Below are 24,751 nucleotides of genomic sequence, written 5' to 3' on the forward strand. Positions count from 1 at the left end.
CGCTAGTGCTGCTGTGGCCCGCTAGTGCACCGAGAAGCCGCCGTCGACGGCGAGCGACTGGCCGGTGACGTAGGCGGCGGCGGGACTCGCGAGGAAGACCGCGGCGCCCGCGAAGTCCTCCGGTAGCCCGTTGCGCCCGACCAGCGTGCGGGCGGCGAGGGCCGCGACGACGGCAGGGTCCGAACTCAGCCTGGTGTTCAACGGGGTCTGGACGAATCCCGGGATGAGCGAGTTTGCCGTCACGCCGAACGAGGACCACGCTTCGGCCTGTGAGCGGGCGAGGCCCTCGACCGCGGCCTTCGAGACCCCGTATGCCCCGCTCGACGCGAAGGGACGGTGCGCCTGCTGTGAGCTGATGTGGATCAGTCTGCCGTAGCCGCGCTCAATCATGCCGGGGGACAGTCGCTGCCCGAGCACGAACGGCGCCTCGAGGTTCACGGCCATCGTCGTGTCCCACTCGGGATCCGTGAGTTCGCCGAGCGGCGGGCGAATGTTGACGCCCGCCGAGTTCACCACGATGTCGACGGCAGTCTCCTGCTCAAGGACCGCATCCGCGAGGGCGTGCGCGCCGGCCCGGGTGGTGAGGTCGGCCTGTAGCCACGAAGCTCGGCCCCCGGCAGCGCCGACGTCCTCGCGCGCGGTGATCTCGGCGGCGGCCCGTTCGAGTCCAGCGGCGGTCCGAGCCGCAATGACAACGTGTGCGCCCGCGCCGGCGAGCGCCACAGCGATCGCTCTGCCAATGCCGGAGCTTCCGCCGGTGACGAGTGCGGTGCGACCAGTGAGCCCGAAGAGATCCTGAAGGAGCATGGGGAGAGCCTACCGCCAGCGCAGGCGCGGGGGAGCCGCCCGGTTCGAAGCGCGCGGCCGGCCCGCGGCCTGGGCAGGCCGGGCGCGCGTTCACACATCCGCGCAGCGAGTAGACTGGGTGAGTGTTGAGACTCGCGGTTCTTATCTCTGGTGGCGGCAGCAATCTTCAGGCCCTCATCGAGGCGACGAAAGATCCGGATTTTCCCGCAGAGATCGTGTGCGTTGGCGCCGACACCGACGCAGCCGGCCTCGCCCATGCCGAGGCTGCGGCGATCCCGAACTTCGTGGTGCGACCCGCGGACTACGCGAGCCGCGCTGACTGGGGAGCCGCGTTCGCCGCGGAGATCCAGAGCCACGACGTCGATCTGGTCGTGAGCGCTGGCCTCATGCGCATTCTCCCCGTGGGGTTCGTCGCTGCGTTCTCGCCGCGCCTCATCAACACGCACCCGGCCCTGCTGCCGCTCTTCCCAGGCGCCCACGCGGTGCGGGACGCGCTCGCCGCTGGCGCCACCGAGACTGGCGTCACCGTGCACATCATCGACGAGGGCGTCGATACCGGCCCAGTGTTGCGTCAGGCGACCGTCGCGGTGCGTGACGGCGAGCGTGAGGCCGACCTCCACGAACGCATCAAGCAGGAGGAGCGTCCGCTGCTCATCCGAACCGTCCGCGAGATCGCCGACGGAACGCTCGACCTCGCTGCCGTGGCGTCTGCCGCGCGCGCCCAGTAGTCCGAACTTTTCTCACCCCCTCACCGCACGAATTCAAGGAGCCCCATGGCAGTCCAGAGCCACGATCCGAGCCTGTACGAGCATCGCGACCTCATCGAGGTGAAGCGCGCGCTCATCTCTGTGAGCGACAAGACGAAGCTCCTCGACCTCGCCGCTGCGCTCGCCGCCGCTGGCGTCGAGATCGTGTCGACCGGGTCGACTGCCGCCACGATCCGAGAGGCAGGCCACCCCGTGACCGACGTCGCCGAGGTGACGGGGTTCGCTGAGGCCCTCGACGGCCGCGTGAAGACGCTGCACCCGGCGGTCCACTCGGGCCTGCTCGCCGACCTGCGCCTCGCGGACCACCGCGCGCAGCTCGAGCAGCTCGGCTTCGCGCCGTTCGAGCTCGTCGTCGTGAACCTCTACCCGTTCGAGCAGACCGTCGCCGCGGGCAAGCCCGCAGCGGACATCGTCGAGAACGTTGACATCGGCGGCCCGGCGATGGTTCGCGCGACCGCCAAGAACCACGCCAACGCGGCGATCGTCGTCTCGCCCGGCCGCTACGACGAGGTCATCTCGGCGATCCAAGCGGGAGGCACGACGCTCGCGCTTCGACGCTCGCTCGCGACCGAGGCATTCGTGCACACCGCGCAGTATGACGGCGCCGTCGCGAACTGGTTCCTTGATCAGCAGGACGCTGGCTGGGAGGATGCCCCCGCCGCCGCAGAGCTCGACGCCCCCGAGGAGGACGAGGTCGCCGCAATCTTCGCCACGAGCGAGGGATACGTCGGCTACGAGGTGTTTGGGCTCCGCGAGTCGGTGCTCCGCTACGGCGAGAACAGCCACCAGCGCGCCGCACTGTTCAGCGAGAACGAGGGCGTGGGAATCGCGCAGGCGACGCAGCTGCACGGCAAAGAGATGTCGTACAACAACTACGTTGACGCCGACGCTGCTCTCCGCGCCGCGTTTGACCACGAGCGCCCCGCGGTCGCGATCATCAAGCACGCGAACCCGTGCGGTGTTGCGGTCGCTCCGGAGGGGGCAGCCGACCCGATCGCTGCGGCGCACGAACTCGCGCACGCGTGCGATCCGGTCTCCGCGTTCGGCGGCGTGATCGCGGCCAACCGGGTCGTCACCGAAGCAATGGCGAAGACGGTGTCCGAGATCTTCACCGAGGTCATCATCGCGCCGGGCTTCGAGCCTGAGGCGCTCGCGATCCTCGCGCAGAAGAAGAATGTGCGACTGCTCGTGCTGCCCGAGGGCTACGCGCAGAACCCCGTCGAGCTGAAGCAGGTCTCCGGCGGCTTCCTCATCCAGGACGCCGACCGCCACTTCGCCCCCGCCGCAGAGTGGACGCTCGCAGCCGGCGAGCCCGCCGACGCCGAGACGCTCGCCGAGCTCGAGTTCGCGTGGCGTGCGAGCCGTGCGGTGAAGTCGAACGGGATCCTGCTCACGAACGGTGGCGCCTCCGTCGGCGTCGGCATGGGCCAGGTCAACCGCGTCGACTCGTGCCGCCTCGCGGTCTCACGCGCGGGGGAGCGCGCGGCCGGTGCTGTCGCTGCGTCCGACGCGTTCTTCCCGTTCGCCGACGGCCTGCAGGTGCTGCTCGACGCCGGAGTCCGCGCGGTCGTGCAGCCCGGTGGTTCGGTTCGCGACGAGGAGGTCATCGCGGCAGCGCAGGCTGCCGGCGTGACCATGTACTTCACCGGTGAGCGCCACTTCTTCCACTAGGCCTCACCGATCCGCCGAGCGGGTACGCCAGTCAGCGACGCGTACCCGCAAGGCCCCCACACGTTCCGGCCTCAGCGCCGACACTCACGCACATTCGCAACTACACGGGAGGAATACTCGATGGAAATCATTAGGAACATCCTGCTGATCCTGCACATCGTCGGCTTTGCCGGCGTCGCTGGCGCGACAATCGCGCAGCTGCCCAAGGTCAAGGAGGGCGTCGCCAAGGTATCCGGCGGCATCCTGCACAGCGCATGGCTCATGCTCGCGACAGGCCTCGGCCTCGTCGGCATGATGTACGCCATGGGCGGGGCGCCGAACAACATGAAGATCGGCGTGAAGACGGTCGTGCTGCTCGCGATCATCGTGCTCGCGCTCGTCTTCAAGAAGAAGGAGAACGTCTCGGGCGGCGTCCTCGGCGCGATCCTCGGCCTGTCGGTGCTCAACGTCGCACTGGCGGTCGCCTGGTAGCAGCGACGCCGGGCCGGCCGAGCGCCGGCCCGCTCGCGACACCAGCACCGGTCCCGGCGGGCGCACCGCCGGGCTGATACTGCAAAGGGCGGGGTGTGGATCTGATCCACACCCCGCCCTTCGCGTCTCGCGCGGTCCTGCCGCGCCGGTGCCCTACTCGGGCGCGGTGAACTCGGTCTTCTTCAGTGAGCCGATCTTCTTGCCGTCCTCATCGCTGAATGCGATCTTGTCGCCCTCGACGACCGCTGTCGAGGCGCCGCTCAGCCAGGTATCGACGCCCTCACAGAACATCATCGTCGAGGCGAGCGGGCCAAAGGTGACCTTGCCCTTCTCCTCGGTCCAGGTGCCGTTGACAATGTTGCAGCCGTCGGTGCCAAAGGCCTTGCCGTCGGCGGTGAACGTCATCGCGGGCTCGCCACGAGTGTCGAGTGTTCCCCAGCTCGTGTCGGCGACTGAAGCGCCGCCGGAGCAGGCGGTCAGCACAAGCGCCGCAGCGCCGAGCAGGGCGGCGGCAGCTGCGCCGCGGAGGGTGCGGGAGCGTGGAGCGGTGCGTGTGTTCATCATGTGCTCAGCGTAACCTATCTAGTTCCAATCAAGGCCGGGAATCGGCTGTGGGGCCGGCCGCGGAATCGAGCACGGCGCCAGCCGCGGGAGCGTCCGCGAGGGCGGCCGCGGGCTGGCTGCGTCCTCGCAGTCGCAACACGAGCCAGAGCGCGGTGAGCGGGATCAGGCCAAAGAACAGGATCACGATCCCCGACCACACGAGATCGTACCCTGCGGGCAGCAGCGGATTGCCGGTCGCAGTCTCCACAACCACATCAGTGAGCGGTTCGCTGCTACCACTCTGTGCCGAACTGAGATTGACTGCACGGACCAGCCAGAGGGCCACGCAGAGCACCGCCGCGACCACACACGGAGCAGCAAACGCCGCCACCTTCTCGCCCCTGCGCCAGAGCCCACTTGTGCCCACGAGCACGCAGCCGACGACCCACCCGACGAGTGGAACCACGATGCCGCCGATACCGAAGGTGATCGCCGCGGCGATAGCATACCCGCGCGTCTGGGAGAGTGGGAGCTGCGGGGCGGCCTGTCCTGAGACGGCGGGGCGAGCGGTGCCCAGCGAGTCCAGCGTGTCCCGCGTGTCCCGCGTGTCAGGATCGCTCGTGGCCGCGGCAAGTGCTGCCGCTGCGACCGCCTCGGGCGCCCCCAACTCCGCGATGCGAGCCGCGACCTCGCCGGGCGGGAGGGCCGTGAGCTCGGCTGAGATTTCGTCTCGCAGTGGGGCCGCGATGCCGTGCGGGAGGCGCTCGACCGCGACGTCGAGCCGGGCAAGGTACTGCTCCGCTGCGTGAGGGATCGCGGGCGGGCTCGGGGCTGGGTTGTGTGCCGGGTCCTGTGCTGGGTCCTGTGCTGGCATGGCGGCTGCTCTCTGGGGTCAGGTCTCGTGAGTGCGGGGGAACGGGGACTTGCTGAAGACGCAGCCTACGCGTCCTCGGGACTCCGTCTGCCGCGAAGCCGGAGGAGCAACCAGACCGCCGTCAACGGAGCGACGATGACTGGTGCGAGTATGAGCGACGCGTGCGGCATTGCGATGAGCGGGTTTTCGGGACCGCTATCCCCGGTGGTGACATCTGAGAACCACGACAGAGCGGTCGCGATGAGTATCGCGAGAGGTGGGAATGCGATCGCCCAGACCTTTTCACTGGTGCGCCAGAACTGACTCGTGGCGACGAGCACACAGCCCACCAGCCATCCGATGACGGGCAGCGCAAGGCCGCCGAACCCGATTGCGATGAGCCCGGCAACTGCGTAGCCGCGTGTCTCGGAGAGCGCCCGTGGCGGCGAGTCCCGGACTTCGGCTTGGAAAGGCTCAGGTGTTGTGGTGCCTGTGATCTGACCAGAGGCGACCGGGAATCCTGGTGACGTCGCCGACTGAGTGGAGCCATAGCGCATCGCTTGCTCGTGATGAGTGTGCTGTCCATCTTCAAGACCCGCGAGCGCGGCAGCTCGGGCAACCTCAACAGGGTCCCCGAGCGTCGCGATGCGAGCGCGCAATTCCGCGCCTTCGAGCCCGAGGAGCTCCTCGCTCACACCGGCGCGAAGCTCGACGGCAAGGCGGTGGGGGAGGCCGCCGATCGCGGCATCAAGCGCAGCGAGGTAGGAGGCCCGTTCCGCGTCATCGGCCCCGGGAGTCCGGTCGCGGGGGTTCGTCGTGTCGTCGGTACTCATGATTCGAGCCCCTTCTCAAGTATCTCGGTGACGTTCTGCGTGAACGGCCCCCACTGGGTACGGAAAGCTGCGAGGTGGGCCTCGCCCTCCTGAGTGAGCCTGTAATACTTGCGGGTCGGCCCGCCCGATGGCGCCGCGGCACCATCGTCGCCACCGGCGGGGCTAGGGTTGCTTGCGCCCTGCTGCTCGAACGTGGCGATGAGACCGCGGTCTCGCAGCCTCCCGAGCAGCGGATAGAGCGTACCGATGCTCGCGATGAGGCCACGCTCGATCAGGGCGGAGGAGAGCTCCCAGCCGTACATTGGCCGCGCCGACAGAAAGCCGAGTACGCAGAATTCGACGACGCCCCTGCGCAACTGCGTCGTGACGTCATCTATCATGTGACACAAGCTAGCATGCCTCGCAAGATAGCGTCAATGGGCGTGCAGCGCTGTGGCGGGCTGCGGGGCGCCGCCTTAGCTCCGGCGCGGGCGCGCGATGGGCCCGGATCCAATGTGCCCCAGTTTTTCTGTTCCGCATCAAATATCCCGGCAATTTGACGCTGGATGGAAAGTTTGGGGGTGGTGGGGTGGTGGGATGGAACGGGGGTGGGGTGTCGGCGGCGGGACGGTGCCCGGCGCCAGACGCAGCAGTTGGGTTGCCAGGCACAGCAGGCCGGGCGCCCGACGCGGCGGCCGGTGCCCGACTCACCGCCCGGCGCACCAAACAGCAGTGCGGCCCACCCCTGAAGGGGCGGGCCGCACTCGCGCAGGGTCCGCGCACGGCGCGGTTCGGCAGGTTAGCCGCGGTACTGGCTGCCCCAGTCGCCCGACTGGCCTGCGGGCGAGATCGCCTGCGGGAGGCCGAGCGGGTTGTCGTCGCGCAGCGCCTCGGGGAGGAACGCCGCGGGCGTGTTCTGGAACGCGACGGGGCGCAGGAACCGCTTGATTGCAGACGTGCCAACCGAGGTGCTCGCGTCGTTGCTCGTCGCGGGCCACGGTCCGCCGTGCTGCTGTGCGGGGGTGACGGCGACGCCGGTCGACCAGCCGTTGAACAGCACGCGGCCGACCTGCTTCGCGAGCGCGGTGACGAGCGCGCGCAACTCGCCGACGTTTGCGGTCGTTCCCGACGCCTCGTCGGCGCTCACGTGGATCGTGCCCGAGAGGTTGCCCTCGTAGAACTCTGGCATGAGCGCAGCGAGGTCGGTGCCCTCGGGGGTCTCAACGAGGATGGTGAGGGGGCCGAACGCCTCCTCCACGAGTTCCTGGTGTCCGGCGCGGAAGTCCTCGAGTGACACGGACACAACGGTGGGGGATGCCCAGCCGTGGCCGTCCTTGTCGAAGCGGACGCCGCCCGGGATGACTGCGGAGACGCCAGCGGTCGCGAGGATCGTGTCGCGGCGCTCGTTGAAGCTCTGCGCGATGCGCGGGTCGAGCAGGCGGTGCTCGGGCAGCTCGTTCGCGGCGGCGGTGACGGCGGCCGGCAGCGCGGAGCCTGCGGGGATGAAGATGAAGCCGGGCTTCGTGCACAGCTGGCCGGCTGAGCCCGCCACGCTCGTGATGAGCCCGGAAGCGATCTCGTCCGCACGCTCGGCGGTCGCCGCAGCGGTGATGAAGACCGGGTTGACCGAGCCGAGCTCACCGTAGAAGGGGATCGGGGTGGGCCGCGCCGCAGCGATGTCGGTGAGCAGTCGGCCGATGCCGATCGAACCGGTGAACGAACCGGCCTTGATCCGGGGATCCTTGAGCACGGCGACGCCGGCCTCACGGCCGTGGATGAGGTTGAACACGCCCTCGGGCGCGCCAACCGACTGGAGCGCCTCGCGTGCAACGTCTGCGGTTGCGTCTGAGAGCTCGGGGTGGCCCGAGTGCGCCTTCACGATGACGGGGCAGCCGGCCGCGAGGATCGATGCGGTGTCGCCACCGAGCACCGAGAATGCGAATGGGAAGTTTGACGCCGAGAAGTTGATGATCGGGCCAAGCGGCACGTGGGTGCGGCGGATGTCGGGGCGCGGTCCGAGGACGAACTCGGGGTCTGCGTAGTCGATGCGGGCGTCGAGGTACGAGCCGTCCATCACGGTCTCCGAGAACAGCCGGAGCTGCACGGCCGTGCGTGTGACCTCGCCGTTCAGGCGGGCCTCGGTCAGGCCGGTCTCGCGCATGGCGATCTCCACGAGGCGCGGCTTCGCTGCCTCGAGGGCGTCGCCGAGGGCGACGAGGATGCGTGCCCGCTCGGCCGGTGCGAGGGCTGCGTATGCGGGGGCTGCGGCGGCGGCGCCAGCGACTACCGCTTCGAGCTCGGGGGTGAGAGTGCTCTCGGTCATCTATCGTTCCTTATGTGGTGAGGGATCGAGACGCGCCGTCGGTGCGCGCCAAGCAATCGTCATGTGACATTGTACAGGCTGGGCAGGGGCCTGTCGCCCCCGGCGCTACAGGGCAGGCTGCTGCTGCGTAATGCAGTGGATGCCGCCGCCGCGCGCAAACAGCGGGCGGGCATCGATCGCCACAACCTCGCGGCCCGGGTAGACGTCACGGAGCACGCCGAGCGCGCGGTCGTCCGCGGGATCGGCGAACGCGCAGGCGAGCACGCCGCCGTTCACGACGAGATGGTTGATGTAGCTGTAGTCGACAAATCCCTCGTCGTCGCGCAGCGTCTCGGGCGCCGGCAGATCGACAATGTCGAACTGGTCAGAGCGGTCGTCGCGGTACCGCTCAACGACCTCGCGGTTCGTGCGCGCGATCGCGTGGTCTGGGTGCGACTCCGCGTCCTGCCGGTGCATGAGCAGCACGTCTGGCGTGGTGAACGCCGCGAGAATGTCGGCGTGGCCGCGGGTGCCGAAGGTGTCGTGGTCGCGGGTGAGACCGCGGGGGAGCCAGATGGCGCGATCGGTGCCGATCGTGCGCGCGAGCTCCGCCTCGACCTGCTCCTTGGTCCAGCCCGGGTTGCGTCCCGGGTCGAGCTGCACGGTCTCGGTAAGTACAACGCGTCCGGTACCGTCGACCTGGATCCCGCCGCCCTCGTTCGTCATCTCGGAGTCGACGAGCGTTGCGCCTGCAGCCTCGGCGATGATCCGGCCGATGTGCTGATCCTTATCCCACTCGGCCCAGTCCTGACCGCCCCAGCCGTTGAAGCGGTAGTTCACGGCGCCGAGCGTGCCATCGTCGCCGATGACAAAGCTCGGGCCGATGTCGCGCATCCACGCATCGTTCAGCGGGGCGACGAGGCGCTCGATCTGACCCGAGAGGTATCGGGCGGCGATCGCCTCGTCGCCAGGGTTCACGACCACAGTGACGGCCTCGAACTCGCTGGCGGCATTCGCGACGGCGGCCCACGTCGTGCGCGCCGACTCGACCTCCGCCTCGGTGTCGCCGAGCGTGTAGCCCGAGGTCGGCCATGCGAGCCAGATGCGCTCCTGCGCGTGGCCCTCGATAGGCATACGCCATGTGGTCATCGGTGATCCCCCTGAATGAAGTGCGAACTCGCGACTAGTCGAACTTGAGCGCCTGCGCGAGCAGGGCTTCCTGCTCGACCGCGTGCACCTTCGCCGAGCCCGTGGAAGGCGCAGCCGAGGCGGCACGCGAGACGACGCGGATGCGGTCGTTCGCCAGGTGCTTCGCGAGCACGAGCGAGATGAACGGCCACGCGCCCTGGTTCTCTGGCTCGTCCTGGACCCAGACGAGCTCGGCGTTCGGGTAGGTCGCGATGATGCGCGTGAGATCGATAACGGGCATCGGGTAGTACTGCTCGACGCGGACGACGGCGACACGCGAATCAGGATTCTTCGCGAGCGCGCCCTCGAGGTCGTAGTACACCTTGCCGGAGGTGAGGATCACACGCTGGACCGCCTCACGATCCTGCACGTTCGGGTCGTCGATCACCGGCTTGAAGCTGCCGGTGGTGAAGTCCTCGACGCTCGACGTCGCACCACGCAGACGCAGCATCGACTTCGGGGTGAAGACAATGAGCGGCTTGCGCGGGCGGGCGTAGGCCTGGCGGCGGAGCAGGTGGAAGTAGTTCGCGGGCGTCGACGGACGCGCGACGATCATGTTGTCTTCCGCGCACAGCTGCAGGAAGCGCTCAATGCGCGCCGACGAGTGATCCGGGCCCTGGCCCTCGTAGCCGTGGGGGAGCAGCATCACGACGGACGACTGCTGGCCCCACTTCTGCTCGGCCGCAGCGACGTACTCGTCGATGACCGCCTGCGCGGTGTTCACGAAGTCGCCGAACTGTGCCTCCCACAGCACGAGTGCATCCTCGCGTTGCAGCGAGTACCCGTACTCGAACGCGAGCGCGGCGTACTCGGAGAGCAGTGAGTCGTAGATCCAGAACCTAGCCTGATCCTCGGAGAGGTTCAGCAGCGGCAGCCATTCCTGGCCGTTCGACCGGTCGTGGAAGACCGCGTGGCGCTGCGTGAACGTGCCGCGTCGTGCATCCTGGCCGGCGAAGCGCACCGGGGTGCCCTCCATAAGCAGCGACCCGAGTGCGAGCAGCTCGCCGAAGCCCCAATCGATCTCGCCCGAGCGGCTCATCTCCACGCGCTTGGCGAGGAGCTGCTGCAGCTTGCGGTGCACGGTGAAGCCCTCGGGGGTGTTGCCGTGCGCATCGCCGATGCGGTGGATGACCTCGGTCGACACCGCCGTATCGAGCACCTCGCCGGTCAGCTGACCCGGCTCCTCGCGCTCGGCGATGCCGGACTGATCGATGACGGGAATCGAGCCGGTCTGCGCAGCGTGGGTTTCCATGAACGCCTGCTCGAGGCGGTTCTGGAAGTCCTGCTTCGCGGTCTCGTACTGCTCCTGCGTGATGTCGCCACGGCCGACGAGGCCCTCGGTGTACAGGCGACGCGTCGAGCGCTTCGCCTCGATGAGGTCGGTCATGAGCGGCTGCGTCATCGACGGGTCGTCGCCCTCGTTGTGCCCGCGGCGGCGGTAGCAGATGAGGTCGATGATGACGTCCTTGTGGAACTTCTGGCGGAACTCGTAGGCGAGCTGCGCCACGCGCACGACCGACTCGGGGTCGTCGCCGTTCACGTGGAAGATCGGGGACTGAACAACCTTGCCTACATCCGACGAGTAGACGCCGGTGCGGGAGTCGAGCGGCAGCGTGGTGAAGCCGACCTGGTTGTTGATGATGATGTGGATCGTGCCACCGGTGCGGTAGCCACGCAGCTGCGACATCTGCAGCGTCTCGTAGACGACGCCCTGACCGGCCATCGCGGCGTCGCCGTGAATGAGCAGCGGGAGCGTGGTGAACGAGCCGATCGGCTTGAGATCCTGCTTCGCGCGGACGATGCCCTCGAGCACGCCGTTCACGGTCTCGAGGTGCGACGGGTTCGCCGCGAGGTGGATCGGCACCTGCGTCCCGTTCGGGGCGGTGAAGACGCCCGACGTGCCGAGGTGGTACTTCACGTCGCCCGAGCCGGTCTTCTGCGCGGTTCCCTCGAACTCGCGGAAGATCTGGCCGTACGTCTTGCCCGCGATGTTCGAGAGCACGTTCAGGCGGCCGCGGTGGGCCATGCCGATGTCGACCGAATCGACGCCGTCTTCCGCGGCATCGATGAGCATCGCGTCGAGCAGCGGAATGACGGACTCGCCGCCCTCCAGGCTGAAGCGCTTCTGGCCGACGTACTTGGTCTGCAGGAAGGTCTCGAAGGCCTCGGCCTCGTTGAGCTTCTCGAGGATGCGCATCTGCTCGTCGCTCGTCGGCTTCGCGTAGGTCACCTCGAGCTGGTCGCGCAGCCAGATCCGCTCCTCGGGATCCTGGATGTGCATGTACTCGACGCCGATCTTGCGGCAGTAGGTGTCGCGGAGCACGCCGAGAATGTCGCGCAGCTTCATCGTCGGCTTGCCGCCGATGCCGCCCGTGACGAACTCGCGGTCGAGATCCCAGAACGTCAGGCCGTGGTTCTCGATCTCAAGATCGGGGTGGGTGCGCTGCACGTACTCAAGCGGGTCGACGTCCGCCATAAGGTGGCCGCGCACGCGGAACGCGTTGATGAGCTCCTGCACGCGAGCCGACTTGCCGATTGCGCCCGAGACGTCGACGTGGATGTCCTTCGCCCACTGGATCGGCTTGTACGGGATGCGCAGTGCGGCGAAGACGTCCTCGTAGAAGTTGTGGCCGCCCGCGAGGAGCTCGTGCACGTACTTCAGGAACTCGCCGGAACCGGCACCCTGAATGACACGGTGGTCGTAGGTGCTCGTGAGCGTGATGGTCTTCGAGATGCCGAGATTCGTGAGCACCTCTTCGGACGCGCCCTGGAACTCAGCGGGGTACTCGAGCGCGCCGGCGCCAATGATCGATCCCTGCCCGTTCATGAGGCGGGGGACCGAGTGCACGGTGCCGATGCCGCCCGGGTTGGTGAGCGAGATCGTGGTGCCCTGGAAGTCGTTTGCGGTGAGCTTGTTGTCGCGCGAGCGCTTCACGAGGTCCTCGTATGCGGCGAGGTACTCGTTGAAGTCGAGGGTCTCCGCGTACTTGATCGCGGGGACCATCAGCGAGCGGCTGCCGTCTGCCTTCTGCACGTCCACGGCGATGCCGAGCCCGACGTGTGCGGGCACGACCACGCCTGGCTTGCCGTCGACCTCGGTGTAGAAGACGTTCTGCGCGGGGTGTACCTTCAGCGCCTGGATCAGGGCCCAACCGATGAGGTGGGTGAACGAGACCTTGCCGCCGCGGCTGCGACGCAGGTGGCTGTTGATGACAATGCGGTTGTCGATGAGCAGTTTCGCGGGAACCGTGCGCACGCTCGTCGCGGTGGGGACCGTGAGGCTCGCGTCCATGTTCTTCGACAGGGTGCGTGCCATGCCCTTGAAGACGCTGAACTCGTCGGTCGCCGTGTCGTCGGCCGCAGCCTGCGGCGCGACGGGGGTCTTGCGGGGCGCGTCGGCGGGGATCGGCGCGGTGCGGGGCGCAACATTGGTGGTGCGGGCGGGCTGCGTGGCCGGCCCGGTGCTCGGCGCTGCGTGTGCGGCCGCGGCGGGGGGAGCTGTCGCAGCTGCCGACGGCGGGGCCGCGGGCGCGCCCGTGGCGGGAGCCGCCGACGCTGACTGGGACTGAACTGCTGACTGAGTGGCTGCGAATTTCTCGAGAGTCGGCCACCAAGCCGGGTCTACCGAGTTCTTGTCGACGACGTACTGTTTGTACATCTCATCGACAAGCCAAGCGTTCGCACCAAAATCTTCTGCGGAACCATCCTGTGAGGTGGTTTCCGAGCGCTCTGCCAAAGCGACTTCCTCTCCCGTGAGTAATGTTGTCTCGTGCGAAAGTGCCGCTGTATCCGGCGGCACGACCCGCGATAACGGTTCGCCATCGCACACTGTATAAGCCTACGCCGTTCCCGCTCCGAAAATGCCAATCTCGCTGATAAAGTGGAGCAATCATGGAAGCGGACCCCCGAAGACCCTCAGACCCTCCGAGTATCATCCGCGCTGAGGCGCGGACTTCGCACAGGAATTCGGTTCTCGTATGAACGAGTGGCTGCAACTTTCCCTCGGCATTCTTCTCACATTTGGCACCGGTGTGTTCGTCGCTGCTGAGTTCTCGCTTGTCGCGCTCGACAGGCAGGACCTCGAGCGGCGCAGGGAAGGCGGGGAGCGCGGCCTGGACCGCGTCATCCGCGGGCTCTCCCACACGTCGACCCACCTCTCGAGTGCCCAGCTCGGGATCACGCTCACGACGCTGCTCGCCGGCTACCTGCTCGAGCCCGTCATCAGCGGCGCCCTCAGCGGACCGCTCACCGCGATCGGCCTGCCGCGCGAGCTCCTCGGCGTTGTCACGGTTCCCGTGGCCGTCGCGATCGCCACGATCTTCTCGATGATCGTCGGCGAGCTGGTGCCGAAGAACTTCGCGATCTCGCTGCCGCTCGCGACGGCGAAGCTCGTGATGCCGCTGCAGGCCGGCTTCACCGCGGTGTTTAAGCCCGCGGTGAAGGTGCTGAACGGCAGCGCGAACGGGATCCTGCGCTGGATTGGGATCGAGCCGAAGGAGGAGCTCTCCGGCGCCCGCTCGGCGCAGGAGCTCTCCTCGCTCGTGCGTCACTCGGCGAGCGCGGGACTCCTCGAGGCCGACACGGCGACGCTGCTCGACCGCACCCTCCATTTCGCGGAGCTCACCGCGGCAGACGTGATGACGCCGCGGCTGCGCATGGAGAGCATCCAGCGCCTCGAGCCGGCGCAGGCCGTGCTCGAGCTGTCGGGGCGCACCGGGTTCTCGCGTTTCCCGGTGATCGATGAGGATCGCGACGACGTCGTCGGGGTGGTCCACGTGAAGCAGGCTGTGGCAGTTCCCCGCTCGAAGCGCGCCGAGGTGCCGGTCGCGGCGCTCGCGGAGGAGTCGCTCCGCGTGCCTGAGACGCTGCGCGTCGACCAACTGCTCGAACAGCTGCGCGCCTCTGGCTACCAGCTTGCGATCGTCGTCGACGAGTACGGCGGCACGGCGGGCCTCGTCACGCTCGAGGATCTCGTCGAAGAGATCATCGGAGAGGTGTCAGACGAGCACGACCGCTCGGCGGCCGGCGTCGTTGGCACCGCCAACGAGATGACGTTCCCTGCGGATCTCCGGCCCGATGAGCTGCGCGAGCAGACCGGGATCGAGATCCCAGACTCCGACGATTACGACACCGCCGCTGGCTTCGTGCTGCTGCAACTCGGGACGATCCCGGTTGTTGGCGACGAGGTCCAGCTGCCCGACGGCGCGACGCTTCGCGTCGAGCGGATGGACGGCAGGCGCATCGCGCGACTCCGCTTCTTCGCGGCACCGGAGCTCGACGAGCTCGAAGACGCAGGCCTTGGGGAGGGGGACCGCTCATGAGCGATTGGCTCGGAATTCTCTGGCTGGTGCTGCTGCTTGCAGCAAACGCCTTCTTCGTCGCCGCCGAGTTCGCGGTGATCTCTGCGCGACGCTCGCAGATCGAACCGCGGGCAGAGGCCGGATCGAAGAGCGCGAAGACCGCCCTGTTCGCGATGGAACACGCGACGCTCATGCTCGCGACCTGTCAGCTCGGTATTACCGTCTGCTCGCTCGTGATCCTGAACGTCTCCGAACCGGCGATTCACCATCTGCTCGCCGGCCCGCTCGAGTGGACGGGCATGAGCGTCGAGGTCGCCGGCATCACCGCGTTCGTGCTGACGCTGCTGCTCGTCACGTATCTCCACGTCGTCTTCGGCGAGATGGTGCCGAAGAACGCCGCGTTCACGCTGCCGGACCGCGCGGTGCTGCTGCTCGCCCCGCCGCTCGTGGCGATCTCGCGCGTACTCCGTCCGATCATCACGGCGCTCAACGCCATCGCGAACGGCGTGCTGCGCATGTTCCGAGTCGAGCCGAAGTCGGAGACGACGAGCACGTACACGCTCGAGGAAGTGGCGAGCATCGTCGACCACTCGCGCCGCGAGGGCGTGCTTGAGGATCGTTCGGGCGCGCTCACGGCAGCGTTCGAGTTCACCTCGAAGCGGGCTGGCGACGTGCTCGTGCCAACCGACAGGCTCGTCGTCCTCCCGCCAGGGTCGACGCCGGCCGACGTCGAGGCGGCGGTGGCGCGTCACGGGTTCTCCCGGTATCCCATCGTCGACGCCGAGGGCGCGCTCGTCGGATACGCGCACATCAAGGACCTCGTGCGGATCAGCGAGAGCTGGATCAACGAGCCGATCCCGCCGAAGCGCGTGCGCGAGATGGTGACGATGCGCGTCGACTCGGAGCTCGAGGACGTGTTGTCGCACATGCAGCGCCGCGGCATTCACATGGCGCGCGTCGTCGACGCGAGCGGGGCTGAACTCGGCGCGGTCTTCCTCGAAGACGTCATTGAGGAGCTCGTCGGGGAGATCCAGGACGCGACGAGGCGCCAGCGCTACGAGGACTAGCGGAAGCTCTCCACCTGAGCTCTCCCGCTCCGCGAGAGCTCTCCCTCTCCGAGAGAGCTCTCCCTCTCCGAGAGAGCTCTCCCTCTCCGAGAGAGCTCTCCCTCTCCGTGAGCTCTCCCTCTCCGCGCAACAGCCCCTTCCCTGCAAGACCGGCAGAACCTGACCGTCGGAAACGGTCCGTCTTGCAGGGAAGGGGCTGTGTGGTGGGCTGCGCCGGTGCGCGGTGGACCGTGGCGGAGGTTATGCGTCGCGGAGCGCGTCGACCGGTTCGATCTTTGCGGCCTTCATCGCCGGGTAGCTGCCGGCAGCGAGCCCGACAAGGGCGCCGACCGCCACGCCCAGCGGTGCGGCCCAGGGGGCGAGCACGGGCGTCCACTGTTGCACGAGGCACACCCCGATGAGCGCGAACATACCCACGACGACACCCATGAGGCCGCCGAGCAGCCCCGTGGTCACCGATTCGATCATGAACTGGCCGGCGATGTCCCGCGTGCGGGCGCCCAACGCTCGTCGAAGGCCGATCTCACCGCGGCGCTCCGTCACCGACATGAGGGTGACGCTCGCGATACCGATGCCGCCGCCAATGAGCGCGACGATGCCGATCGCGAGGAACAGCACATTCACGTCGGCCTCCACGCCCTCGCGGAGCGCGTTCGCGCTCGACGGCGCCGAGACCTTGAAGGCGTCCGGGGCGTTCGGGTCGAGCGCGATCGGCGCCTGCCGTGCGACGACGTCGCCTGCGCCAACGGCGATCCTGATATCCAGGCTGTTGGCGCTCGCGAGGCCGAGCTCGCCGCGCGCGGTGTTCACCGGCACGATCACGGAGTCGAGCAGAGTGTTGCGGGTACCGACCTTGTCGAGGATCCCGATCACGGTGTAGGCCCGCTCCTCGATGAAGATCGCGGGCTGACCGCTCACGCGATTCACGCCGAGGCGCTCGGCCGCTGCCTTACCGAGGACAACGACGCGATCGCCGCGTTCGTCATGCCCGGCGTCGAAGAACCTGCCCGCGCTGATGTGGCCGGCGACAGTGTCGAGCAGCTCGGGGGAGGCCGCCACCACGGGCGGCGCGGCCTTCGCCGCCGCTGACGGGTCGTTGACCTGCACCGTCACGACGTCCTTGACGTTATCGAGTTTCGCGTACAGCGCTGCGTGCTCGACCCCGGCGAGGTCACGAACCCTGTCAGCCGCGTCCCACGGGAGCCGGGCTGTCGCCCGCTCTTTGCCTCCGGCGGCCTTCGCCTTGCCTGGTTCGACGGTCACTCGAGTCGCCGAGAGCGCATCGAACTGCTGGGCGATCTGGCCTCCAGCGGTCTGCGCGAACCCAATCGTCGCGACGAGCGACGCAATGCCGAGCACGGTGCCGGCGAGGGTGATGAGCAGACGAGACGGGCGGGAGCCGACGCCCTCGAGCGCCTCGCGGACGAGGTCGCCGCGCGAGATCGTGGTGCGCGGGGCGCCAGCCGATTGCTGCTTGCGGGCGCGGCGCGAGGCGAACCAGCGTCGCCGCGGCTGCTTCGACTGGTCCGCGGCCTCTGCGGCGTCCGCTGCCGCCGTGGCGTCCGCCGTGAGGTCATCGAGCGTGAGCTCCGGAGCGTCCGCGCGATCGAGCTCCGGTGATGCGCCGCGCTTCCGGCCGCGTCGTGCGCGTGGTGTGAGCTTCATTCGATCACCGTGAGCTCTCCATCGTTGATGCGCACGCGACGTCCCGCGGCCTGTGCCACGGCCTCGTCGTGCGTGATCATCACGATCGTCAGGCCGTCGGCGGAGAGCTCGTCGAACAGCTCCATGATCGCGCGCGAGTTGGCCCGGTCGAGGTTGCCCGTCGGCTCATCGGCGAGGAGGAGCCGCGGTGACGTGCAGACGGCGCGCGCGATCGCGACACGCTGCCGCTCACCACCGGACAGCGTGTTCGGTGTCGAGTCGATCCGGTGCGAGAGCCGAACCCGGTCGAGCGCACGGCGCGCGAGGGGCTCCCGCTCCTCGCGAGTGAGCCCAGCGTAGGTTCCGGCGAGCATGACGTTCTCGAGCACCGTTCTCGTCGGCATCAGGTGGAACGACTGGAACACGAAGCCGATGGCGCGCGCGCGGAGCCCCGCGCGTTCGTCCTCGCTCAAGCCGGCGACGTCGATGCCCTCGAAAAGGAACGTGCCGGTGCTCGGCCGGTCAAGCAGGCCGAGGGTGTTGAGCATCGTCGACTTGCCGGATCCGGACGGGCCGATGATCGCGAGGTAGTCGCCGCGGTCGACAGTCAGGTCGACGCCGCGCAGCGCGTTCACCGGGGGAGGGCCGGGGAAGAACCGGGTCACGCCCGTCAGTTCGGCGATGGGGCCGGAGAACGCGGGATCGCCGATGTCGGGTCGTTCGACGGGGATCGACGCGGCCGCAGCCTCGTCCGCCGCCGTCGCGCTCGCCGGGGTGGACTCGGCCGCCCCGGGAGCGCTGGCCACGGTCTTGGACGGGGCGGCCGCCTCGTCGCGAAACAGCTCTTCGACGCCACTCACCTACCGACCACGACTTTCGCGCCCTCGACGATGCGGTCGTCGCTGCTCGTGATCTCAACGTAGCCGTCGGCTGCCAGACCGGCCTCGACTGCGACGGTCTCGGTTTCGGCGTTGTGGCCGTCGCGGACGTCGATGAGGAGCTCCACCCGATCCTCGCCGCCCGATCCCGCAGACAGCGCTGCGATCGGCACCGCGATGACCTCGCCGTCGGTTGACGCGACGGGAATGCGCAGCCGCACGTTGGTGCCGCGCAGCTCATCGAACTGCTCGTTGGTGAGGTCGACGGGCTCGAGCTCAACGGTGTAGCGAGCACCGCTGGCGTCGCCGCCACCGCTGCCACCGCTGCCGCCGCTGCCGCCGGAGCCACCCTCTGAGCCTTCGCCGCCCTCGGAGCCGCCACCGGACTTCGGAGCCTTCACCGCGGTGACCTTTGCGGTCAGCGCGGTGCCGTCGGGGGCGGAGAACTCCGCGACGAGGCCCTCCGACAGCAGATCAGCGTCCTGCTTCGAGACGGTGCCGCTGATCGAGAGCGTCGCACCCGACACGCTCATAGGCGATCCGGAGAGTACGTCGCCGCGCTTGACGCTCACCTCGTCGACGCGACGGGGCAGCCCCGCAAGGAAGAGCGCCTCGCCTGCCGGAAGCGTCGGAAGCACGGCGGCCTGCGCCTCGCCCAGCGCCTCCTGAGCATCGTTCACGCCCTCCCACGCGGCGTTCACTGCCGCCTGTTCGCTCGTGACGTTCGGGGACTTCGCCGCGCGCGCCTCGTCGAGCGCTGCCTGCGCCTGAGCCGCCGCGACGTTCGCGTCGCGCAGGGCGCGCTCAGCGCCCTTGAGCTGTTCGCGGGACTCGTCGCCACCAGTGGACGCCGTGTACCCGAGCTGTTCGTAGAGGGCCCCGAGACCCGCCGCGGTATCCCAGTCGAAGGTATCGGTGTTGAGATCACCGCTCGCGTAGCCGAGCGCCGACAGCGCCTGCTTCAGCTGGGTCACGTCGGGGCCGCGCATCCCGATGCTCAAGCTGCGGTAGGCCGGCAGCTCCCCGGGCAGTACGATCACGGGTCGGCCCGCGACCTCGAGGGCAACATTGCCAGCCTTGAAGATGGCGCCGACAGCGGGAACTTGGCCGGTGACGACCGCCTTCGCCTCGCCGCCCGCCGCGTCGATCGCGACAGCAACGGAATCGGCGTAGGCGACCTCGCCGCGCAACACGACGGTGTTCTCGATCACGCGATTCTCGATCGGTGCGGTGACCGGGCCCGGCTTCGGTGCTTCGGTGCGGGCCGCGAGGGTCGCTGGCGAGACGATGAACTGCATCACGAGGACGCCGAGCAACAGCGACGCCACGGCAACTGCCGCGATGAGCGCGACGAGGCGCTTGCCTGTCCACGGCTGCTTGGTCTTCGGTTTCTTTGCCCCGGTCTCCGAATCAGCATTCGCTACAGCCTCTGCCTCTACAGCGTCAGCTTCCACAGCGTCGGCCTGAACAGCGTCGGCCTGAACAGCGTCAGCCTCGTCGCTCAGATCGAGGGGGGTTGTCGCCTCAGCATCGGTGCCTTCGGGCGGCATGGATTCGGAGGCGTCGCCTCCCTGGCGACGCCTCTTGAATGCCACGGGTTACTTCTCCTCAGACTTGGAGCCAGACTTGGTCTGGTACTTCGCGAGCATGGCGTCGAGCTCCGCCTTGTGCTCGTCAACAAACTTCTGCTCCTGCGCGTGCATGATCTTGGTCGACTTCTTCTCGTAGCCGACCTTGTCCTTGCATTCGAAGTCGGCGACGGCGGTCTCGATCTCGAGCTTCTTGAGCTCGTCCATCTTCTCCTTCGACGGCTCCTTCGGCTCCTCGCCCTCGACGTACTCGCCGCCGCCGTACAGCTCGTTGCTCGCTTCCATGACCGAGTTCTGCGCGTCGTCGGGAGTCGAGAACTGACCGTAACCGCTGTCGGCCATGCACGCGGCCCACTCGGTGTTGAGGGCAGTCATCTCCTCGGAGGGCTCCATGCCCCAAACCTCGTTCATCGCCTCGAAAAGGTCAGCGAACTCAGGATCCTCGTACGCAGCCTGAGCGCCCTGCGCCTCCTGGGAGATCTCGTGACGCGCCGCGCCCTGGCAGCCCTCCTGGGTCCAGTCGGAGGTGTAGCCGCCGCCCTCCTCCATTTCGGCCATCTGCTCTTCGGTCGGTCCGGGGCCGTAGAGCACCTCGTAGAAGGCCTGCTGCTCGGACTCGCTGAGCGACTCAACGTATTCCTGGTTCGGGTCGACGTACTCGTTGCCCTCTTCTTCGGGCTGGTTGTTCCACGGGCTGTCGAAGAAGCCGTAGCCGTACTGCTCGGCAAACTCCTTGCTGCCCCACTGCGGCCCGTCCATCTCCTCTTCGTCGGCGGAGAAGAACGTCATGCTCTGGGTGTCCGGCTCGTACTCGAAGCCTTCCTTCTGCATGCAGGCAGCGACGAGCTCCTCAACCTTGAGCTGCTCCTCCTGCATCGCCTCCTCGGTCATCTCCTCGCCGTCCCAGAGGGCGGAGAGGTACTTGCTCAGGGGGCCCTCATCAATCTCGGCAGCCTTGTCGCCGGGCTTCGCCGAGCAGCCGGAGAGTGTGAGTGCCACTGCCGCGGCGATTGCGGTGATGGGAACGAGTGCCTTGCGAGCGTTGCGGGGCATGAAAAAACCTCATTTGATCATGAACGAGAGCCAGGATGAATCTGAAAGTTAGCACACAAAGCAACGGGCGCTGTTGCTTATGAGCGGTTTGTCAGCTTGTCGTGACCAAGCCGATGCAGAGTCTTCGGCGCGTGTCGGAGAACCCCCGGAAACGCGGCCCGGAACGCCCGCCTACAGTGCGAGCAGCCGGGTGAGCTGCGCGCCGACGAGCTCGAACTCGATGAGGAACGAGTCGTGACCATAGGGGGAGTCGATCCGCGTCGCCTGCGTGCCGTCGAGGCTGCCCGGCGTGTGCCGCGCGATCTCGTCCTGCCCCTCGATCGTGAAGAGGCGATCGCTCGGAATCCCGAGCACGAGCGTCGGAAGCTCGAGCGTCTGCAACGCGGCCCGGACCCCGCCCCGGCCGCGCCCGACATCGTGCGAGTTCATCGCCTGCACGAGCGTGACGTAGCTGTTCGCGTCAAACCGGCGGGTGAACTTGTTGCCGTGGAAGTCGAGGTACGACTCAACCGCGAACCGGCCCCCGCCGCCGAGCGGGCTCACCGCCGACTGCCACGACCTGCCGAACCTGTCGTCGAGCTCAGTGTTGCTGCGATAGTTCAGCAGCGCGAGCCTGCGGGCCGTCGCGAGCCCATGGTGCGGGCCGATGCCGTCGGGCGCATCGTAGTAGTCGCCGCCGTGGTACGACGGGTCCGAGCGGATCGCTTCGAGCTGCACGAGGTTCAGGCCGATCTGATCCGCCGTCGTCACCGGCGGGGCCGCGATCACGGCCAGGCGCGCCGTGCGATCCTGATTGACGATTCCCCACTCGAGCGCGTGCATCCCACCCATCGAGCCGCCGATGACCGCGGCGAACCGTTCCACGCCGAGCGCGTCGGCGAACTTCGTCGCCGCCTGAACTTGGTCGCGAACCGTCAGATACGGGAAACGGGCGCCCCACTCGCGGTGGTCGGCCGCGAGCGAGCCCGGCCCGGTCGTGCCCTGGCAGCCGCCGAGCACGTTGGGGGCGATGATGCAGTACCGGTTCGTGTCGAGCGGGCGGCCGGGGCCGACGATCTCGCTCCACCAGCCGTCGGTCGGGTGGCCCGCCGTCGCGGCGCCCACGAGGTGGCTATCGCCGGTGAGGGCGTGGAAGACGAGGATCGCGTTGTCCCGTGCCTCGTTCAGCTCGCCGAACGTCTCGTAGGCGATCCGCACGTGGGGGAGTTCCTCGCCGGCCTCGGTCGTGAGCGATCCGATCGACACGAACTGCCGGTTGCCGACGGGGTCGCCGTCGCGCCAGCCGCCCGAGATCGGTGGTCGCCCCATGAGCGCGCGGAGCTGCGCGTCAGTGATGAAGTCGGTAGGGAACGAGTCCTCGGGGGTCTGCCAGTCCATAACTCCCTATTGTGGCCTGCTTCGCACCCCGCCGGGCGAATGTTACGTGGGCAACGCAAAAGCGCCGCCCGCCCGGAACTCCGGGACGGGCGGCGCTTCACACCACGTGGCGCGGACTAGGCTGCGGCCGCCGCCACGACCTCGCGAGCGGCCGCGAAGCCAACCTCAAGGTCAGCCTTGATGTCGTCGATGTGCTCGAGGCCGACCGACAGGCGAACGAGGCCCGGGGTCACGCCACCCGAGAGCTGCTGCTCCGGGGTGAGCTGCGAGTGCGTCGTCGACGCGGGGTGAATGACGAGCGAGCGCACGTCGCCGATGTTCGCGACGTGGCTGAAGAGTTCGAGGCTGTTCACGAACGCCTTACCCGCCTCGACGCCGCCCTTGAGCTCGAACGACAGCACCGCGCCGACACCCTTCGGGGCGTAGACGTTCGCCGCAGCGTAGCTCGGGTCGGTGGGGAGGCCTGCGTAGTAGACCGAGGCCACGTCTGCGTGTGCGTCGAGCCACTCTGCAACGTTCTGCGCGTTCTGCGTGTGGCGCTCCATGCGCAGCGACAGGGTCTCAACGCCCTGCAGCAGCTGCCAGGCGCTCTGCGGCGCGATCGCCGAGCCGAGGTCGCGGAGCAGCTGCACGCGCGCCTTGATGACGTACGCGATGCTGTCACCGACGGCGCCGGTGTAGCTCACGCCGTTGTAGGAGGGATCAGGCTCCGTGAGGCCGGGGAACTTGTCGACGTGCTCCGACCAGGGGAACGAACCGCCGTCGACGATCGCACCGCCGAGCGTCGTGCCGTGGCCGCCAAGGAACTTCGTGACCGAGTGCAGCACCACGTCAGCGCCGTGCTCGAGCGGGCGCACGAGGAAGGGGCTCGCGACGGTGTTGTCGACGATGAGCGGGAGGTGGTTCTCGTGTGCGACATCGGCAACGGCGCGGATGTCGAGGATCTTGGTACGCGGGTTCGCGATCGACTCCGCGAAGAACAGCTTCGTGTTCGGGCGGACGGCGCGCTGCCACTCGGCCGGGTCGTCCTGATCCTCAACGAACGTGACCTCGATGCCGAGCTTCGCGAGCGAGTACTTGAAGAGGTTGTAGGTGCCGCCGTAGATGGCAGCCGAGGAGACGATGTGGTCGCCCGAGTTCGCGATGTTCAGCACGGCGAACGTCGACGCCGCCTGGCCGCTCGACAGCAGCAGCGCCGCGGTGCCGCCCTCAAGCGCGGCGATGCGCTGCTCGGCGACATCCTGAGTCGGGTTCGTGATGCGAGTGTAGATCGGGCCGAACTCGGCGAGTGCGAAGCGGTTCGCCGCCTGCTCAGTGCTGTCGAAGACGAAGGCCGTGGTCTGGTGGATGGGAAGCGCGCGCGATCCGGTCGTCGGATCCGGCTCCTGGCCAGCGTGAATCTGCTTGGTTTCAAAACCCCATGCGGTCTTGTCAGTCATTGTGTACTCCCCAGAGTTCGGTGTGGTGTTGTATCGAGAGTATGGAAGCGCGGGCGGTTCGCGCAATCGCGACCGACACGAACCGTAATGTTGCGCGTTAGGCTCAGACGTACAGCGGGGGCGAGGAAGCCGCCGCGCAGACAACGAGAGATGGAGTGGACAGCGATGGCGCAGCGAGTAGTCGTAACTGGAGCGAGCTCAGGCATCGGCGCGGCGACGGTACGCCGATTCGCGGAACTCGGATACGAGACGGTCGCCGTCGCCCGTCGTGAGGATCGCCTCCGCGAGCTCGCGGCCGAAACCGGGGCGCACGTCATTCAGTGCGACGTGACCGACGAGGCCGCCGTCGCACGGATGGCCGAGGAAGTTCGGGCCACGGGCGGCGCCTCGGGACTCGTGAACAACGCCGGCGGCGCGCTCGGCACTGACTCCGTCGAGACCGCCCTCAACGACGACTGGCGCCGCATGTTCGAGGTGAACGTCATCGGGCTCCGGAACGTGACTGCGGCGCTGCTGCCGGTGCTCCGCGAGTCGACCCGTGCCGCGGCCCCGGCACAGCCCGATGCGAGCGCGGGTGCGGCCACCGGAGTCGACGCCGGGCACGGCTGGGCGTCGATCCTGAACCTCACCTCCACCGCCGGCCTCGCCTCCTACCCGGGCGGCGGCGGATACAACGCGGCGAAGTACGCGGCGCACGCCGTCACCGAGGTGCTGCGGCTGGAGCTCGCGGGCGAGCCGATTCGCGTCATGGAGGTCGCTCCAGGGCTCGTGCACACCGAGGAATTCACCCTCAACCGGCTGCGCGGCGACGCGGCAGCGGCATCGATTCCCTACGAAAACGTGACGCCGCTCACGGCTGAGGACGTCGCGCGCGTACTCGTCGGCGCATTCGAGCAGCCGCCCCACGTGAACCAGGACCTCATCGTGCTGCGCCCCGTCGCGCAGTCGAGCGTCTTCCACGTGCACCGCGGCCCGCTCGCCGCGAAGTAG

General features: G+C 68.1%; 20 protein-coding genes. 6 read left to right on the forward strand and 14 right to left on the reverse strand.

Features of this window, described 5'->3' with window-relative positions:
- Positions 1-21: 21 nt before the first annotated feature.
- Complete coding sequence (locus tag BJ960_RS05215) at positions 22-807, reverse strand: SDR family NAD(P)-dependent oxidoreductase (protein WP_185986510.1); 786 nt, start codon at positions 805-807, stop codon at positions 22-24.
- Between the two features lie 122 nt (positions 808-929).
- Here BJ960_RS05215 and purN point away from each other — a divergent pair, with 122 nt between their 5' ends.
- From purN to BJ960_RS05230, 3 genes are all read left to right on the forward strand, one after another.
- On the forward strand, positions 930-1,535 hold the full coding sequence (gene purN, locus BJ960_RS05220) for a phosphoribosylglycinamide formyltransferase (protein ID WP_185986511.1): 606 nt from the start codon (positions 930-932) through the stop codon (positions 1,533-1,535).
- A 45-nt stretch (positions 1,536-1,580) separates the two neighbouring features.
- Positions 1,581-3,245: a bifunctional phosphoribosylaminoimidazolecarboxamide formyltransferase/IMP cyclohydrolase gene (gene purH / locus BJ960_RS05225; RefSeq protein WP_185986512.1), complete on the forward strand. Its 1,665-nt coding sequence runs from the start codon at positions 1,581-1,583 to the stop codon at positions 3,243-3,245.
- Positions 3,246-3,365: 120 nt separating this feature from the next.
- Positions 3,366-3,716 (forward strand): hypothetical protein, encoded by a 351-nt coding sequence (locus BJ960_RS05230; protein ID WP_185986513.1) that lies wholly within the window; start codon positions 3,366-3,368, stop codon positions 3,714-3,716.
- A 153-nt stretch (positions 3,717-3,869) separates the two neighbouring features.
- Here the strand turns inward: BJ960_RS05230 and BJ960_RS05235 are convergent, their stop codons facing one another.
- The 7 genes from BJ960_RS05235 to BJ960_RS05265 form a co-directional block, all read right to left on the reverse strand.
- Entirely contained in the window at positions 3,870-4,280 is a 411-nt protein-coding gene (locus BJ960_RS05235) for an META domain-containing protein (RefSeq protein WP_237463639.1), read from the reverse strand.
- A 28-nt stretch (positions 4,281-4,308) separates the two neighbouring features.
- On the reverse strand, positions 4,309-5,133 hold the full coding sequence (locus tag BJ960_RS05240) for a hypothetical protein (RefSeq protein WP_185986514.1): 825 nt from the start codon (positions 5,131-5,133) through the stop codon (positions 4,309-4,311).
- Between the two features lie 65 nt (positions 5,134-5,198).
- A complete protein-coding gene (locus BJ960_RS05245; RefSeq protein ID WP_185986515.1) occupies positions 5,199-5,945 on the reverse strand; it encodes a hypothetical protein in 747 nt (248 codons plus the stop codon).
- Complete coding sequence (locus BJ960_RS05250; RefSeq protein ID WP_185986516.1) at positions 5,942-6,325, reverse strand: PadR family transcriptional regulator; 384 nt, start codon at positions 6,323-6,325, stop codon at positions 5,942-5,944. Before BJ960_RS05250 ends, BJ960_RS05245 begins: the two co-directional genes overlap by 4 nt.
- 398 nt (positions 6,326-6,723) lie before the next feature.
- Complete coding sequence (locus BJ960_RS05255) at positions 6,724-8,247, reverse strand: aldehyde dehydrogenase (NADP(+)) (RefSeq protein WP_185986517.1); 1,524 nt, start codon at positions 8,245-8,247, stop codon at positions 6,724-6,726.
- A 105-nt stretch (positions 8,248-8,352) separates the two neighbouring features.
- Positions 8,353-9,375, reverse strand: a complete 1,023-nt coding sequence (locus BJ960_RS05260) for an agmatine deiminase family protein (protein WP_185986518.1) — start codon at positions 9,373-9,375, stop codon at positions 8,353-8,355.
- 34 nt (positions 9,376-9,409) lie between these two features.
- Positions 9,410-13,150, reverse strand: coding sequence for a multifunctional oxoglutarate decarboxylase/oxoglutarate dehydrogenase thiamine pyrophosphate-binding subunit/dihydrolipoyllysine-residue succinyltransferase subunit (locus tag BJ960_RS05265; protein WP_121077485.1), 3,741 nt, complete (start codon positions 13,148-13,150; stop codon positions 9,410-9,412).
- A gap of 241 nt (positions 13,151-13,391) precedes the next feature.
- Between BJ960_RS05265 and BJ960_RS05270 the strand changes: the two genes are divergently transcribed.
- Together BJ960_RS05270 and BJ960_RS05275 are read left to right on the forward strand one after the other, a co-directional pair.
- Positions 13,392-14,735: a hemolysin family protein gene (locus BJ960_RS05270; RefSeq protein WP_185986519.1), complete on the forward strand. Its 1,344-nt coding sequence runs from the start codon at positions 13,392-13,394 to the stop codon at positions 14,733-14,735.
- Positions 14,732-15,781 carry a hemolysin family protein gene (locus BJ960_RS05275; RefSeq protein WP_185986520.1) on the forward strand — a complete coding sequence of 350 codons (1,050 nt, stop codon included), beginning with the start codon at positions 14,732-14,734 and terminating at the stop codon, positions 15,779-15,781. The genes BJ960_RS05270 and BJ960_RS05275 overlap by 4 nt, the downstream gene beginning before the upstream one ends.
- A 240-nt stretch (positions 15,782-16,021) precedes the next feature.
- On the opposite strand, the gene BJ960_RS05280 is transcribed toward BJ960_RS05275, so the two are convergent.
- The 6 genes from BJ960_RS05280 to BJ960_RS05305 form a co-directional block, all read right to left on the reverse strand.
- Complete coding sequence (locus BJ960_RS05280) at positions 16,022-17,446, reverse strand: ABC transporter permease (RefSeq protein ID WP_185986521.1); 1,425 nt, start codon at positions 17,444-17,446, stop codon at positions 16,022-16,024.
- Positions 17,443-18,156: an ABC transporter ATP-binding protein gene (locus BJ960_RS05285; protein WP_185988163.1), complete on the reverse strand. Its 714-nt coding sequence runs from the start codon at positions 18,154-18,156 to the stop codon at positions 17,443-17,445. Before BJ960_RS05285 ends, BJ960_RS05280 begins: the two co-directional genes overlap by 4 nt.
- Positions 18,157-18,281: 125 nt before the next feature.
- The gene (locus BJ960_RS05290; protein WP_307814674.1) at positions 18,282-19,898 is read right to left on the reverse strand and encodes a hypothetical protein; all 1,617 of its coding nucleotides are present in this window, start codon (positions 19,896-19,898) and stop codon (positions 18,282-18,284) included.
- A 3-nt stretch (positions 19,899-19,901) separates the two neighbouring features.
- Complete coding sequence (locus tag BJ960_RS05295; RefSeq protein ID WP_185986522.1) at positions 19,902-20,945, reverse strand: hypothetical protein; 1,044 nt, start codon at positions 20,943-20,945, stop codon at positions 19,902-19,904.
- 171 nt (positions 20,946-21,116) lie between these two features.
- Positions 21,117-22,322 carry a homoserine O-acetyltransferase MetX gene (gene metX / locus BJ960_RS05300; RefSeq protein ID WP_185986523.1) on the reverse strand — a complete coding sequence of 402 codons (1,206 nt, stop codon included), beginning with the start codon at positions 22,320-22,322 and terminating at the stop codon, positions 21,117-21,119.
- A gap of 116 nt (positions 22,323-22,438) precedes the next feature.
- Complete coding sequence (locus tag BJ960_RS05305) at positions 22,439-23,761, reverse strand: bifunctional o-acetylhomoserine/o-acetylserine sulfhydrylase (protein ID WP_121077473.1); 1,323 nt, start codon at positions 23,759-23,761, stop codon at positions 22,439-22,441.
- Between the two features lie 165 nt (positions 23,762-23,926).
- Here BJ960_RS05305 and BJ960_RS05310 point away from each other — a divergent pair, with 165 nt between their 5' ends.
- Entirely contained in the window at positions 23,927-24,751 is an 825-nt protein-coding gene (locus BJ960_RS05310; RefSeq protein WP_185986524.1) for an SDR family NAD(P)-dependent oxidoreductase, read from the forward strand.

This window comes from Leucobacter aridicollis, from assembly GCF_013409595.1.
Taxonomy (GTDB): Bacteria; Actinomycetota; Actinomycetes; order Actinomycetales; family Microbacteriaceae; genus Leucobacter; species Leucobacter aridicollis.

What these genes read in the sequence shown, in the direction of transcription:
- BJ960_RS05215 (WP_185986510.1), bottom strand. Translation starts at nt 807, where the DNA reads ATGCTCCTTCAGGATCTCTTCGGGCTCACTGGTCGCACCGCACTCGTC.
- purH (WP_185986512.1), top strand. Translation starts at nt 1,581, where the DNA reads ATGGCAGTCCAGAGCCACGATCCGAGCCTGTACGAGCATCGCGACCTC.
- BJ960_RS05230 (WP_185986513.1), top strand. Translation starts at nt 3,366, where the DNA reads ATGGAAATCATTAGGAACATCCTGCTGATCCTGCACATCGTCGGCTTT.
- BJ960_RS05235 (WP_237463639.1), bottom strand. Translation starts at nt 4,280, where the DNA reads ATGATGAACACACGCACCGCTCCACGCTCCCGCACCCTCCGCGGCGCA.
- BJ960_RS05240 (WP_185986514.1), bottom strand. Translation starts at nt 5,133, where the DNA reads ATGCCAGCACAGGACCCAGCACAGGACCCGGCACACAACCCAGCCCCG.
- BJ960_RS05245 (WP_185986515.1), bottom strand. Translation starts at nt 5,945, where the DNA reads ATGAGTACCGACGACACGACGAACCCCCGCGACCGGACTCCCGGGGCC.
- BJ960_RS05250 (WP_185986516.1), bottom strand. Translation starts at nt 6,325, where the DNA reads ATGATAGATGACGTCACGACGCAGTTGCGCAGGGGCGTCGTCGAATTC.
- BJ960_RS05255 (WP_185986517.1), bottom strand. Translation starts at nt 8,247, where the DNA reads ATGACCGAGAGCACTCTCACCCCCGAGCTCGAAGCGGTAGTCGCTGGC.
- BJ960_RS05260 (WP_185986518.1), bottom strand. Translation starts at nt 9,375, where the DNA reads ATGACCACATGGCGTATGCCTATCGAGGGCCACGCGCAGGAGCGCATC.
- BJ960_RS05270 (WP_185986519.1), top strand. Translation starts at nt 13,392, where the DNA reads ATGAACGAGTGGCTGCAACTTTCCCTCGGCATTCTTCTCACATTTGGC.
- BJ960_RS05275 (WP_185986520.1), top strand. Translation starts at nt 14,732, where the DNA reads ATGAGCGATTGGCTCGGAATTCTCTGGCTGGTGCTGCTGCTTGCAGCA.
- BJ960_RS05280 (WP_185986521.1), bottom strand. Translation starts at nt 17,446, where the DNA reads ATGAAGCTCACACCACGCGCACGACGCGGCCGGAAGCGCGGCGCATCA.
- BJ960_RS05295 (WP_185986522.1), bottom strand. Translation starts at nt 20,945, where the DNA reads ATGCCCCGCAACGCTCGCAAGGCACTCGTTCCCATCACCGCAATCGCC.
- metX (WP_185986523.1), bottom strand. Translation starts at nt 22,322, where the DNA reads ATGGACTGGCAGACCCCCGAGGACTCGTTCCCTACCGACTTCATCACT.
- BJ960_RS05305 (WP_121077473.1), bottom strand. Translation starts at nt 23,761, where the DNA reads ATGACTGACAAGACCGCATGGGGTTTTGAAACCAAGCAGATTCACGCT.
- BJ960_RS05310 (WP_185986524.1), top strand. Translation starts at nt 23,927, where the DNA reads ATGGCGCAGCGAGTAGTCGTAACTGGAGCGAGCTCAGGCATCGGCGCG.